Source organism: Streptomyces davaonensis JCM 4913 (assembly GCF_000349325.1).
Classification (GTDB): Bacteria; Actinomycetota; Actinomycetes; order Streptomycetales; family Streptomycetaceae; genus Streptomyces; species Streptomyces davaonensis.
The window spans coordinates 373,569-386,577 of sequence record NC_020504.1 but is presented as its reverse complement, the minus strand read 5'-3'; the positions used below and the strand labels follow the sequence as shown (position 1 = coordinate 386,577).

Below are 13,009 nucleotides of genomic sequence, written 5' to 3'. Positions count from 1 at the left end.
CCATGCCCGAGCCCCCTGCCGCCCCCGATGCCCCGCCGGTGGACATCGCCGCGATGCGCGCGACCGTGGCCGAGGTGCTGCCGCCCGAGGTGACCCCCACCGACCGGGCCACGCTGGAGACGCTGACCCGGTCGCTGCGCCACGGCATGCAGATGCTCATCTCGGAGGTCGAGCGAGCCGCCGCGCACCTGCCTGACGACGACATCCCGCGCTATGTCGCGCTCGCCTGCGTCCGCGAGGCCCGCGGCAAGCTGGACGCCGTTCCCGGGCCGGGGCCATCCGATGCCGCCGCGTATGTGCGCAGGCTCGCCAGGTCGGTGATGGCCCTGTGCGACCACCACATGACGCTGTCCGGCTACAGCGTGTGCCCCGCCTGCGACCAGCTCATCAAGCCGGGCGCAGCGACACAGCCGTACGACCAGGGCAGCCCATCCGGAGGCTCGACCGTCTCCAGCCGCATCCATGACGGCTGCGCCCACGCCGTCCACCTCCGCTGACCAGTGGCGCCCGTCCCCGGCTGAACAGGGGTCCCACGGCGACCGCGGGCCAGGGGCGCACCTCCCAAGAGCTGCGCTATCTCTCGGATGCCCCGCTATGCCGGCGGGCCATCTCGGCCACGAACAAGGTCGAGGCGCTCAAGGGCTTCTCTCAGTGGATTGGCTTCGGCAACTGGCGTCATCACCGACAACGACCCCTCGGGCAGCTCCCGGAGGAGGGCCACGGCGTCGACCCCGAGGACCTGACCCACATCTCGCCGTGCCTGACCGAGCACATCCGCCGCTTCGGTGAGTACCCCACCCACGAACTCGGCCTTGGGCCCGAGGCGTACGACCCGCACCTGGACGTCGACTTCAGCCCGCTGCGTGGCGACAGCCCCGGCGCGGACGGCTACTGCCAGGCAGCCTGACCAGCGATGCCGGATCAGTACTTCATCGGGCGATCGAGATCGCGAAGGGCGCGAGTCCGTTGGACCGAATCACGTGCGGCACGAACAGTATCGCCGCCTCCGTGGCGCGGGCGGTCTGGATCCCGCCGAGATCAGTGATCCACTCCTTGCGCCAGCCGAGGTCGGTGAGCAGTTCGCGGACGGTCTGCTTGGCCTGCGGGTCCTCGCCGGAGAGGAACGCGGTCGGTGTCTGGGGGAGCGTGGCCGGCGCGGTCATCACGGGGAAGAGCATGGTGTTGAGTGTCTTGACGATGCGTGTTTCGGGGAGGGCTTCCTGGAGTTGCTCGGCGAGGCTTGAGCCGGGATAGATCAGGTCGGCGGGCAGTCCGTCTGGTCCGTCGGTGGTGGCGTTGGAAACGTCGACGAGGATCTTGTCGCGCAGTTCCTCGCGCAGGGCAGCGAGCCGGTCCAGCGAGCCGGCGCCCGGGGTGGCGTTGATGACGATCCGGGCTGTCCGGGCAGCGTCGGCGGCGGCGCCCGGCGCGCGGCCCGCCACGGTCACCTCATGCCCTGCCCGGGTGAGGGCTGTGGCCAGGTTGCCGCCGACGCGGCCGTTTCCGAGAACTGCGATCGTGGTCATGATGATCTGGTCCTTCCGTGCGTGCAGGTTGTGGTGTGCGGTCAGCGTGAGAGCGTGGCGACGGCCGCGGCGTGGACGCCGGGCGCGGCGGCCAGGAGGCTCTCGCTCTGCGGGGTCCAGGGGCGGCCCTCGGCGTCGGAGATCTGTCCGCCGGCCTCGGTGACGAGCAGCGCCCCGGGCAGCAGGTCCGCGCGGGCGCCGGCGAACTGCCAGAAGGCGTCGATCCGGCCGGCGGCTACGTTCAGCAGGTGCAGGGTCGCGGGCACGGCAGTGCGGACGACGAGCGCGTCGAAGAGCATCGCGGTGATCGAGGAGCCGACGCGCCGCACGACCTTTTCGTCCTCGTCCGGCCGGGCCTGGCTGGTGGCCACGATGCTCAGGCCGAGGTCCGCGGTCTGGGAGACGTGCAGCGGCCGGCCGTCGACGTGGGCGCCCGCGCCGGTGAGCGCGGTATAGGTCTCGCCGGTCAACGGCAGGTGGACCGCGGTGAGCACCGGCTGGTTCTCCCGCACGAGGGTGGCGGTCACCGCCCAATCCGGCAGGGCGTGCAGGTGGTTGACGTTGCCTTCGGCCGGATCCACGACCCACCATTCGCCGGGCGGCAGCGCCCCGCCATCCAGTTCGTTCTCCACCCAGCCGGCGTCCGGGCGCAGGCGCGTGAGGCGGGGGCGCAGAACGTCGAGGGCCGTGTCGTCGTTGGCGGCGAGTGCGCGCATCAGCTCTTCGCGGGTCTGGTAGCGGACCACCTCGCCGAAGCGTTCGCGCAGCGCCGAACCGGCCGCGCGCACGGCGATCGCGGTCTCCCGGAGCAGGTCGGCGTCAGAGGCGGCGACGTCAGTGGTCTGAAGTGTTTCGGACATGGCTGTACTCCCGTGTGAGGAGGGGTGATTGGGCCGGTCGGGGACCGAACTGCGCTTTGCTTCTTGCGCTTTCGCCTCAACGGTATGCAGCCCGGTCATTAACTTCAAATGCATGTAAAGCACGGCTAGGATTACTCGCATGCAATTGGATTTGAACCTGCTCGCTGCGCTCGACGCGCTGCTGGAGGAGGGGAGTGTGGCCGGGGCTGCCGCGCGCATGCACGTCACCGCCCCCGCGATGAGCCGGAGTCTGGGCCGCATCCGGCGCACGACGGGGGATCAGATCCTGGTGCGCACCGGCCGCACGATGACCCCGACGCCGTACGCGATCGCCGTCCGGGAACAGGTGCACGAGCTGCTGCACCAGGTCCAAGGGGTGCTGGCACCGAGCCGTGAACTCGATCTGGCAACACTGGAGCGCACCTTCACACTCCGCTGGCACGACTCCCTCATCGCCCTGAGTGGCCCCGCACTGCTCGCGGCCGTGCGCGGACAGGCGCCGGGCGTGCGATTGCGCTTCATCGCGGAATCGAGCATCGACACCCCCGAGTTGCGGCGCGGCGAGGTCGACCTGGAGGCGAACGCCAACCGCCCGAGCGCACCGGACATCCGTGCCGAGAACGTGGGCGAGAGTCGCCTCGTCATCGTCGTGCGGCAGGGACACCCCCTCACCCGCATCAGGACCGTCACCGCAGAGCAGTACGCCGATGCTGAGCACGTCACCGTCTCGCGGCGCGGAAACCTCAGCAATGCCCTCGACGACGCCCTCGCGCGGCTCGGCCTCACTCGCCGCGTGGTGGCTACCGCGCCCACGGAAGCGGCCGCGCTGGAGTTCGCGCGCGGCTCCGATCTCCTGATCAGCGTCCCCGAAGCCACCACGCGCTCCGCGGTCGCCGACCTGGGCCTGGCCGTGCTCCCCCTCCCGCTCGAACTGCCGTCAGCACCGATATACCTGTCGTGGCATCAGCGCTACGACACCGACCACGCCCACGCCTGGCTGCGCGGACTGGCGCGAACCGCGCTGGCCATGTGAGGAGCGTCGTATTCGGCGCCGTCCGGCCTCCGCCTTCCACACCGACCGCTGACCTGGTGCGGTGGGCGAAGACGCGCCGGCGCATCGAGCACGACTACCGCGAGCTCAAACACGGCCTGGGCCTGGACCACTTCGAGGGCCGCACCTGGCGGGGCTGGCACCACCACGTCACCGCCGCACAGGCCTTCGTCACCCTGCGGCGCCACGACCCCAGAGTCCACACCACAGCCTGACCCTCTACCAAGTCCTCCACGCGCTACAGGACCTGCTGCGGCGCTGGGACGGCACCTGCACCACCTGCGGCCGCCCACTCACCGCAGGCAGAAACAGAGCCAGAACCTAACGAGCACCAGCACTATCCGGCGGATCATGCGGCCGTGATGGCACCAAGTCAGTTCTTGCGGGCCGGACTGCGCCCGGTTGCGGGGCGTTTCGGTCCCTCGGGCATGGGCAGGACCGCCAGTGCGGTGTCTGCAATGTTCCGCAGCGTCTCCGGGTCCAGGCCGGCCTTGCCGACTGCCTCGATACCGCGGACCACCGTCAGCAGCAGTGCCGCCAGCCGCTCAGGATCCGCAGCGCTGTCGATGTCGCCGTGGCGCTGGGCGGCGCTGATCTCCGTCCGCAGCAGGGTGAGCAGTGCCGTCATGGTCTCGGCCGACCGTCCGGCGACCGTCGGGTCGTGCTGAGCCAGTTCCGCCGCGCCCTTGGCCAACAGGCACCCGCGGCGCTCGGTGTCGGAGGCCGTGTTCTCCGCCATGAGGTGCACGTATTCCGACAGCCGGGCCAAGGCTTCTGAGTCCGGGCCACCTGCCAGCCGCGCTTCGGCCACCTCAACGACTGCGGTGCACCAGTCGCCGAACACACGGTGGAACAGCTTGCCCTTGTCGCCGAATGCGCCGTACAGGCTGCCCTTGCCCAGGCCGGTCGCCTGGGCGATGTCGTCCATCCGGGTTCCTGCATAGCCGGTCGCCCAGAACTGTTCCCGGGCCCGCTCCAGGACTTGGCGTTCATCGAATGCGCGCGGTCTCGCCATGGTCTCAGCCTATCCATTCTTGACTCGATCGTCCATTACTGCCTATGTTATGGACGATCCATTCCACAACTGAAGGGGTTCGACATGCCAGGCGTGCTTCAGGAGAAGGTGGCCGTGATCACCGGAGGGACCAGCGGGATCGGGCTGGCCATCGCCCACCGCTTCGTCAAGGAAGGCGCACGGGTCTTCGTGACCGGCCGGGACAACGACCGCCTCGAAGCGGCAGTCAAGGAGATAGGCCCTGCGGCCACCGGCGTACGATCCGACGTCTCGGTCCTGGCCGACCTGGACGCGCTCTACGCGCGAGTCCGCGAGGAGGCCGGACGCATCGACGTGCTGGTGGCCAACGCGGCAATCGTCGCGGACGCCGCGCTCGGCGCCCACACCGAGGCGGACGTCGACCTGACGCTCGCCGTCAACGTCAAGGGCCCACTGTTCACCGTTCAGAAGGCGCTTCCGCTCCTGGCGGAGAACGCCTCCATCCTGGTCGTCGGCTCGAGCAACAGCGTGCGGCCCAATGAGCAACTCGAGGTCTACAGCGCCTCGAAGGCGGCGGTGAGCAACCTCGTGCACAACTGGGCCCGGCAGTCGCGGGAGCGCCGATTCCGGGTCAACGTGCTCAGCCCGGGACCCACGCGGACCCCTGGCCTGCTGGGCGCCGCGGGTCCGGGCGTCGACCAGTTCGCCGAGGCCGTCGTGCCACTGGGGCGGCTGGCCGATGCCGAGGAAATCGCCGAGGCCGCCCTCTTCCTGGCTTCGGACGCCTCGTCGTTCGTCACCGGCGCCGAACTCTTCGCCGACGGCGGCTACACCCGGGCCTGAACCACGGCCGGTGGTGCACATCCGGTTCCCTCCAAGGGATGGGGCGCACTCCCGGCCGCGCGTGCGTCGTACGAGGACCGGTGCGCCGGGAGCAACGAGAGCGTGGCCGCGACCTCTTCGGATGACGTCGGCCGCCACCCCGACTGCCGCTCCGGCAGCGCCAACCTCCGCTGGATGCTCGTCCATCTCGTCGCGGAGACCGGACGGCACGCGAGGCACGCGGACAACGTGGTCGGCGTTTGGCATCCCGTCTCTTCGTTTCCCGTTCGGTTGCTGCTGGCAATGAGAGCGGGGCCACCTGATCGTGGACGGTTTGGGTCGAGTCGAGTGGTCATCTTCCGACACCTCTGACAGGTCCTGCGGGTGGGCGCCGGGAAGTCCGCTGGATCCGCTGCACGGAGGGGACACGCCGATCTCGTGACTTGGCATATGGGTCATGCCCGCAGGGACCGGTGGGCGTTTCGGCCCCGACGCACCGGACGTCACGGTCGCTGTGGCGTACTCGGCCTGGCCGTCCGCTCCGCCGTGCGTCTTCGCTTGGCGACGCCTACGCTTGATTGGTCGCCGCCGGGCATTGGTGGGGGACCACCGCGTGAAGCGGGCGGCGGATCGACGTGCCGTAGCACCGGAACCGGAAGGCAGCTCCGTCATGGCCACTGCGCCTGAGTTCGACACCCCCGTCCTCGACACGATCGCCGCGATGACGATCGACTCCATCGAGCATTGCCGCATGGACGAGCACACGCTGATCCTCAGCCGCATCGCCGCGCTCGTGGCCATGGACGCACCCGCGATCTCCTACCTTGCCCACATCAATCCCGCGGTCAAGGCTGAGTTCACCGTCGAGCAGTTGCAGGATCTCCTCGTCGCGATCGCACCGGTCGTAGGAACGGCACGCGTCATGTCGGCGGCCGGCCACATCGCCCAAGCCTTCGGCGTCGCCCTTGCGCTGGCCGAAAGCGAAGCCGAAGCCATAGCCCAGGCCGAAGCCGACAGCCGCGCCGCCTCATGAAGCGCCGAGGCCCAGCGCTTCCTTGACCCCCCGGCGTGGGACGCCGGCGGGTGCCTTATGCCCTTGGCCAAGAGAAACGACAGTGCGCTGGGCCAAAGAGCCGGGCAGCATGGCGAGGGTGGCTGATCTGCTGTGGGATGACGTGAGCTGCTTCCTCGACCCGGACACGATGGGGTCGCTGCCGGACGTGCGTGTACCGGACGCCTCGGTCCGGGACTGGCAGTCGGTGCTCGACCTGGTCGTGGAGAGTGGCTGGAGGTGCCAGTACTCGGAGGGTGAGGCGGTACTTCCGCTGCCCCGGGCAGAGGCGATTCTGCGCCGGCCGCTGGATGCCGAGTGTCCGAACCTGCGGGTCTGGCCGACTGCCGATGTGTTGGCGATCTTCCGTTTCCTTGACGACGAGGAGGTCGACTTCGACGTCGACCTTCGGCAGTTGAAGGGCCAGGAACGGCTTGATGTGTTCTGCGGCTTCCTTCGGGAGATCGGACGGCGGTTGGGCAAGCCGGTGCTGATGGACCCGGAGGGCGCCTATGGCCATCCGATCCTTGGATTCGATGCGGAAGCTGATCGCGTCGTTCTGCTCATGGAGCCGTAGGTCAGGTGGATGAGGCTGACGGCTGGGGTGCGTGGGAGGCGCTGTCGCGGAGGATCGTGAAAGGGGACCTCGGCCCGGCGGCGCCTTGGCGCGGCAGAGCAGGCCTGGGTGTGGTGTTGGCCCTGGGTGACTCCACCGCCCGGAGCATCAACAACAAGGGCTTCGGTGCTTTGGCGGCACTCGCCGCACCGACCTGCGGCGGACCGGCGCCGGAGTCCGGGGCGCACCTGTTGCGCGCCAGCTTGCGGTCGTCCGTCCAGGACGTGGGCAGATACAGGCGTCGGCCGGTCAGCTTTCGTCCGCGGGTGGATGCGCAGGCCGGAAAGCCCCCGGTCCGGCAGGCGGCCGTGGCCGGTCGACGTACGCGTCAGCTGCCCCGAAGAGCGACCGCCAGCGTCAGTTCAAGGACCCGGTGCGGCGATGCGAGATCCGGAAACAGCTCCCGCAGCTGCGACATCCGGTACCGAACGGTCTGGGGATGGACGAACAACTCCGCCGCCACCTCGTCGCGCCTGCCCTGGTGCAGCAGCCACGCCCGCAGCGTCTCCTCCAGCCGCCGTGCGGTCGCGACGGGCAACGTACGCAATGGTGCGAGGGCTCGGGCACGCAGGTCTGCGAGCGCGTCCGCGTCGGCGCTCAGCACCAGTTCGGGCAGGTGGTCCTCGGTGTCGCGAATATCAGAGGAGAGAGAGCGTGCGCGTACGGCTCGCGCGTACGAGGCGGACGCTCGAGTCCATGGCCGGGCCGGGCCGACCACGGCGGTGCGGTCGGTCAGCTGCCGCAGGAGATGTGATCGGTCGGCATCGGGGACGAGCAGCACACCGGTGGCGTCCGGCAGGTCGTCGAGGACGAGGGTGCTTGGATCGAGCGTGCGATAGGCGGGCCGGGCCTGGGCGGCGGGCAGCAGGACCGCGGTCAGTGAAACCGGAGGATGCCACCCGGCCCGTTGAGCAGAGACCAGCAGCACGTCCGGGCTCGCACCGGCGAGGAGGTCGCGGGCCAGGTGCTCCAGGTGGCGCTCGTGATCCCTGCCCCGGGCGGCCAGTTCGTCGGCGTGGCCCGCGGCGCTCGCGGCGGAGAGCTCGTCGATGTAGGCGAAGGTCAACTCGGCGAACTTGGCGACCTCGGCGGCGGGCAGGCCTGCGGGTACGGCCCCCGCTGCCAGGCATCGCCAGGCCACGCGGGCGCCGACGCGGTAGGCGCTGAGCAGGGCGTCCATCGAACGGCCGTCGCGGACCTCGCCGCGGCCCAGCTCGTAGGCCGCGTCACCACCGTCGCCGCCCGTGGCGTTCCCGCTCGCGAGGTCCAGGTAGTGCCCCAGGGCGGTGCGGACGGCTCGGCGGATGGTGGCGCCCATGTGGCCTGTGAGGGCGTTGGCGTAGGGAGGGACCTCGTCGATGATCGCCTGGACGACCTCGTCGGCGGTGGCTTTCAGCGCAGCCCGAAGTGCCGTGACCGTCGTCTCATCCAGGGCCAGTTCACTGGCCCTGCGGATCACATGGCTCACTTTTTATTCCCTACGAACAATTCAGCCGATCAGATTCACGTCCTGCGGTCAGGACTTTACGCCCTGAGGCGCAGCAAGCTGGAGCCATGACGAGTACAGCCGTCCGCAGCAGGGCGTGGAAACTACTGGAGATGGTCACGACGCCGCTGCTGCCGTCTGACTACCTCGACCTGGTCAGCCCGCTGCGTGCGGGCGCTGACCTGCGTGGGCGCATCGAGGCCGTGCACCCCGAGACGGGTGACGCCGCGACGATCGTGATCAGACCGGGACGGGGCTGGCGCGGCCACACAGCCGGTCAGTACGTGAGGATCGGAGTCGACGTCGACGGGGTGCGCCTGTGGCGTGCCTACTCGCTCACCTCACCGGCCAACCGCCGGGACGGCCGTGTCACGATCACCGTGAAGGCGATCCCGGACGGCAAGGTCAGCAACCACCTGGTCCGCAGGGCGAAACCGGGCACGCTCATCCAGCTCGACCAGGCGGCCGGTGACTTCGTGCTGCCGCAGGCCAAGCCCGCCAAGGTGCTCTACCTGACGGCCGGCAGCGGCATCACGCCGGTCATGGGGATGCTGCGCGACACCGAATTCGCCGACGTCGTCATGGTCCACTGCGCGCCCCAGCCGCACGACGTGATCTTCCGCAACGAACTGCACGGCCTGGTCACGGACAAGAAACTGCGGCTCACCGAGGTGCACACCGACACGGACGGCATGCTCGACATCGCCCGTCTCGACGAACTCGTGCCCGACTGGGCCGAGCGCGAGACCTGGGCCTGCGGGCCCGCGGGCCTGCTCGACGCCGCCGAAGAGCACTGGAGCGAGCACGGCGTGCGAGAGCGCCTGCACACCGAACGCTTCCGCCCCAGCATCGTCGTCGCGGGCGACGGCGGCGAGGTCACGTTCAGCGCCACCGGCAAGACCGTCGACGCGGACGGCGCAACGCCGTTGCTGGACGTCGGCGAAGACGCCGGCGTGCTCATGCCCTCCGGGTGCCGCATGGGCATCTGCTTCGGCTGCACCACGCCGCTCAAGGCGGGCGCCGTCCGCGACCTGCGCACCGGCGAGATCACCGAGGCCGAACCGGGCGTCCTCATCCAGACCTGTGTGTCCGCCGCCGCGGGCCCCTGCGACATCGAACGGTAGGAGCACCTTGACCGCCATCGACCCCACCGCCCACCTGACCGCCGAGCAGATCGAGGAGCTCGGCCGCGAGCTGGACGCGATCCGCGACGAGGTGCTCGCCAGCCGCGGCGAGAAGGACGCCGCCTACATCCGCAAGGTCATCTCGGCGCAGCGCAAGCTCGAGCTGGCCAGCCGGGGCGTGCTGCTGTTCTCCTTCTTCCCGCCCGCGTGGCTGATCGGCACCGCCGGGCTGTCCGTGGCGAAGATCATGGACAACATGGAGATCGGTCACAACGTCCTGCACGGACAGTGGGACTGGATGCGGGACCCGAAGATCCACTCCACCAGCTGGGAATGGGATCACGTCTCGCCGTCCGACCAGTGGAAGCACTCGCACAACGAGCTGCACCACAAGTACACCAACGTGATCGGCAAGGACAACGACCTCGGCTACGGCATCATGCGCGTCGACGAGGACCAGAGGTGGCACCCGATCCACCTCGGCCAGCCGCTGTGGAACTTCATCAATGCTTGCTTCTTCGAGTACGGCATCGCAGCGTACGACCTGGAGCTCGGCAAGAACCTGAACAAGCGCCGCCGCAAGAACCCGGAGTTCCGAGCGCGGGCCAAGGCCGTGGGCCGCAAGATCCGCAAGCAGGTGCTCAAGGACTACGTGATCCATCCGCTGCTGTCGGGCCCGTCGTTCCTCACCACGCTCGCCGCCACGTTCACCGCCAACCTGGTCCGCAACATCTGGTCCCACTCGGTGATCATGTGCGGGCACTTCCCCGAGGGCGTGCAGGTCTTCGAGCGCCGGTCGATCAGGGGCGAGTCGCGCGGCCAGTGGTACCTGCGCCAGATGATGGGCTCGGCGAACATCAGCGGCAGCAAGGCCATGCACTTCATGACCGGCAACCTCTCGCACCAGATCGAGCACCACCTGTTCCCGGACCTGCCGAGCAACCGGTACGCCGAGGTCGCGGTGAAGGTGCGCGCGCTGTTCGAGAAGTACGAGCTGGAATACGTCACCGGGCCGCTGCCCAAGCAGGTGTTCTCCGCGTGGCACAAGGTCTTCCGGCTCTCACTTCCGAACAAGAAGCCCAAGGTCAAAACGCCGGACCGCGAGCAGGAGCTCCTCGCCGCCTGATTCCCGGTCATGGTTCAGATCTTTGGACCACACCTGCGGCACCGCCGGGTCCGGTCAGATCCGCTGCGGACGGTAGATGCCCGCGACAACAGACCGTACGACACGTGATCCGGGCATCCAGGTGTCCGGCTCCGCTGCCCGGACGTGCGTCAGGAGCTCAGCGCACAGCCCCGACTTACCGACGGTCGGGCTGGCGGAAGGCATGGCTGTGACGCGGACACGGCCGGAACCGACGCCCGCCGCCCCTGTGCTGCTGCCGGGGTTGGCGGGTGCGCCTCCGGGTGCGAGAGGAGGCGTGTCTCCCTCCACCGCGTCACGACCTGGCCCGGACGTCTTGACGTTGGCCATCCCCCTGTTCGGTCCTACTCCGCGCCTGCCGACGCCAGGCTTGGCGGCCGTGCAGACCGGCGGATGGGGCGACAATCACGCAGGGACGACGAGCGGCGGGTGCTCGAGCACGCGCGGCTTGTACTCGACCAGCTGGATACGCCCGTCGAAGGTTCGGTGCTCGATCATCTCGAGAGCAACGTCCGGATAGCCGTCGTAGATGCGTTCCTCGCCCGTGGCCCCGGTGATCACCGGGAACATCACGACCCGGAAGCGGTCGACGAGTCCGGCTCGTAGCAGGGACCGGCACAGGCTGAGGCTGCCGATCGTGCTGAGGAGTCCAGTGCCACTCGACTTCATGGCGCGGACCGCCTCGACGGCGTCGTCGCGGACGAGCGTGGAGTTGGCCCATGTCAGTGGCTCCTGGAGTGAGGAGGAGAACACCACCTTGGACGCTTGCGTGAGCTCGTCGACGGACGCCTCTTCCTCGGGCCTGAACTCGTCCTGGCCACTCGGCAGCTCACCTGCGGCGAAGCCCGACATCAGGCGGTAGGTGTTCGCTCCCATCAGGTAGGTGACCTCGGGCTGCTCGCCGAGCCACGCGAGGTACTCCGGGCCCTCCAGCCCCCAGAACCCGGGCCATCCCTCTCCCGATGCGTAGCCGTCGAGGGAGGTGATGAAATCGACGAGAAGCTCCGACATGGCGGTGTCCTTTCCTGGGGTGCCACGAGCTTGGACCGGCCAGGAGCCACGAACTCATCGGCCGCGCCGTGGAGTAACCAGAAAATCCGTGACGCTGTAGCCGGTCAGGTCGGCGGAGCGGCACTGCTTGGGGAGCCCGGAGGCCTAGCTGATCGCGCTAGGCACGCAGTCGGGGAATGATCTCCACCCGATTGGAACGGCGGTTGGATTTCTGTCAAAGCACGGCTCAGCCCACCCGCGAACGGCCCTTACAAGGCCCTCGTCCCCGCTCGCAGGGCGCGCGAAGTAGTCGGGAGCATCAGCCCGACCGCCTCGGCCAGCAGCACTGACGCAGCGACCGCTCCCGGAAACGGCCGATAACGTCGCACGGTCACACCCCCCGCTGGCTTGAGCCTCCTCCTCGGAGCTACACCAGCATGCCGCGAACTCGCAGGGGAAGACATCCAACTTCCGTGCGCCGGGGCGAGTAGCTGTTGGGGGGCGTGGTCGTGCTGGTACGAGGAGCGGCAGGAGGGCAAAGGGGGGGCCGGTGCAGTCCCGCCGGCGCCCGTCACGGTGGCGGTGCCGCACGCAGACGCACCTGACGCGCTGGAGGTCTGCCTCCGACTGAGGCAGCGTGGGGCGGGGCACCAGCAGTACCTGCATCCGGAACCGCCCATCGCCTCAATGGGCGGTCCGGCGCGGCGCGGCCCGGACACCTTCGGCGCTGTGCATGACCGTGGGCAGGACGTTGACCATCCACGCGGCTGTCAGGCCCCCCGCGCATGTGGCGGCCACGGGCTCAGGCGGTGGGCGGGACTGTCGCGTGTCGCGTCTGCTGGATCAGGACGGCGGTAGCGCGTTCCAGAAGTGCGCAGAGTGAGGCGTGTTCGGAGGGCGTGAACGCGTCGGTGAGCGCCCGCTCCAGGATGACCACCTCCTGGAAAGCGCGGTCCAGTAGCGCCTGGCCTTCATCGGTGAGGGTGGCGATCTGCACCTTGGCGTGCACCGGCGATGTCTCGCGGTGGATGAGTTCCTTGTTTTCCATATTGGTCAGCACGCTGCTCATACTCTGCTGCGTTACCCCGCAGGAGCGGGCCAGCTGGGCGCCGGACATGCCGCCTTCGCGCGAGAGGATCATCAGCACGGTGTACTGCGTCATGGTCAGTCCGTAGCCACGCAGTACTGCCTCGTGGTGCGTCATCAGCGCCTGCTCCGACCGCCTGATCCGGGTGCAGAGGTCGTTCTCGATCGGGGCTTCCACCACACGCTCCCACTCCATTGACAGGCTCATGGGTTGACTCAGGAGCCTTATATACCTACGTTGGTCAACTGTAAGGATACT

Annotated in this window: 13 protein-coding genes and 2 pseudogenes; 9 read left to right on the top strand and 6 right to left on the bottom strand. The window is 68.9% G+C overall.

The window, feature by feature from the left end; translation table 11 throughout:
* The first annotated feature begins 2 nt into the window (after positions 1–2).
* Positions 3–497: a DUF6415 family natural product biosynthesis protein gene (locus BN159_RS01695; protein ID WP_015655147.1), complete on the top strand. Its 495-nt coding sequence runs from the start codon at positions 3–5 to the stop codon at positions 495–497.
* A gap of 432 nt (positions 498–929) precedes the next feature.
* On the opposite strand, the gene BN159_RS01690 is transcribed toward BN159_RS01695, so the two are convergent.
* Together BN159_RS01690 and BN159_RS01685 are read right to left on the bottom strand one after the other, a co-directional pair.
* Positions 930–1,526, bottom strand: a complete 597-nt coding sequence (locus BN159_RS01690; protein WP_015655146.1) for an NADPH-dependent F420 reductase — start codon at positions 1,524–1,526, stop codon at positions 930–932.
* Between the two features lie 41 nt (positions 1,527–1,567).
* On the bottom strand, positions 1,568–2,386 hold the full coding sequence (locus BN159_RS01685; RefSeq protein WP_015655145.1) for a 3'(2'),5'-bisphosphate nucleotidase CysQ: 819 nt from the start codon (positions 2,384–2,386) through the stop codon (positions 1,568–1,570).
* A 139-nt stretch (positions 2,387–2,525) separates the two neighbouring features.
* Here BN159_RS01685 and BN159_RS01680 point away from each other — a divergent pair, with 139 nt between their 5' ends.
* Both BN159_RS01680 and BN159_RS01675 read left to right on the top strand, forming a co-directional pair.
* Positions 2,526–3,419: a LysR family transcriptional regulator gene (locus BN159_RS01680; protein ID WP_015655144.1), complete on the top strand. Its 894-nt coding sequence runs from the start codon at positions 2,526–2,528 to the stop codon at positions 3,417–3,419.
* Between the two features lie 29 nt (positions 3,420–3,448).
* Positions 3,449–3,652 (top strand): annotated as a pseudogene (locus BN159_RS01675) (IS701 family transposase); the annotation flags it as partial.
* A gap of 158 nt (positions 3,653–3,810) precedes the next feature.
* Here BN159_RS01675 and BN159_RS01670 read toward each other — a convergent pair.
* Positions 3,811–4,452 carry a TetR/AcrR family transcriptional regulator gene (locus BN159_RS01670; RefSeq protein ID WP_015655142.1) on the bottom strand — a complete coding sequence of 214 codons (642 nt, stop codon included), beginning with the start codon at positions 4,450–4,452 and terminating at the stop codon, positions 3,811–3,813.
* Positions 4,453–4,536: 84 nt separating this feature from the next.
* Between BN159_RS01670 and BN159_RS01665 the strand changes: the two genes are divergently transcribed.
* The 4 genes and pseudogenes from BN159_RS01665 (at position 4,537) to BN159_RS01655 (ending at position 6,881) form a co-directional block, all read left to right on the top strand.
* On the top strand, positions 4,537–5,274 hold the full coding sequence (locus tag BN159_RS01665; protein ID WP_015655141.1) for an SDR family NAD(P)-dependent oxidoreductase: 738 nt from the start codon (positions 4,537–4,539) through the stop codon (positions 5,272–5,274).
* 60 nt (positions 5,275–5,334) lie between these two features.
* Positions 5,335–5,625, top strand: a pseudogene (locus BN159_RS43490) (mycothiol transferase); the annotation flags it as partial.
* 298 nt (positions 5,626–5,923) lie between these two features.
* The gene (locus BN159_RS01660; protein ID WP_015655140.1) at positions 5,924–6,286 is read left to right on the top strand and encodes a hypothetical protein; all 363 of its coding nucleotides are present in this window, start codon (positions 5,924–5,926) and stop codon (positions 6,284–6,286) included.
* Between the two features lie 118 nt (positions 6,287–6,404).
* Positions 6,405–6,881, top strand: a complete 477-nt coding sequence (locus BN159_RS01655; RefSeq protein WP_041820617.1) for a hypothetical protein — start codon at positions 6,405–6,407, stop codon at positions 6,879–6,881.
* 367 nt (positions 6,882–7,248) lie between these two features.
* Here BN159_RS01655 and BN159_RS01650 read toward each other — a convergent pair whose 3' ends face one another.
* On the bottom strand, positions 7,249–8,388 hold the full coding sequence (locus tag BN159_RS01650) for a PucR family transcriptional regulator (RefSeq protein WP_015655138.1): 1,140 nt from the start codon (positions 8,386–8,388) through the stop codon (positions 7,249–7,251).
* Positions 8,389–8,474: 86 nt separating this feature from the next.
* Between BN159_RS01650 and BN159_RS01645 the strand changes: the two genes are divergently transcribed.
* On the top strand, positions 8,475–9,530 hold the full coding sequence (locus BN159_RS01645) for a ferredoxin reductase (RefSeq protein WP_041818714.1): 1,056 nt from the start codon (positions 8,475–8,477) through the stop codon (positions 9,528–9,530).
* A 7-nt stretch (positions 9,531–9,537) separates the two neighbouring features.
* Positions 9,538–10,656: a fatty acid desaturase family protein gene (locus BN159_RS01640; protein ID WP_015655136.1), complete on the top strand. Its 1,119-nt coding sequence runs from the start codon at positions 9,538–9,540 to the stop codon at positions 10,654–10,656.
* A gap of 423 nt (positions 10,657–11,079) precedes the next feature.
* Here BN159_RS01640 and BN159_RS01635 read toward each other — a convergent pair whose 3' ends face one another.
* Together BN159_RS01635 and BN159_RS01630 are read right to left on the bottom strand one after the other, a co-directional pair.
* A complete protein-coding gene (locus tag BN159_RS01635) occupies positions 11,080–11,685 on the bottom strand; it encodes a dihydrofolate reductase family protein (RefSeq protein ID WP_015655135.1) in 606 nt (201 codons plus the stop codon).
* Between the two features lie 781 nt (positions 11,686–12,466).
* Positions 12,467–12,946 carry a MarR family winged helix-turn-helix transcriptional regulator gene (locus tag BN159_RS01630; RefSeq protein ID WP_041818712.1) on the bottom strand — a complete coding sequence of 160 codons (480 nt, stop codon included), beginning with the start codon at positions 12,944–12,946 and terminating at the stop codon, positions 12,467–12,469.
* Between the last annotated feature and the right edge of the window lie 63 nt (positions 12,947–13,009).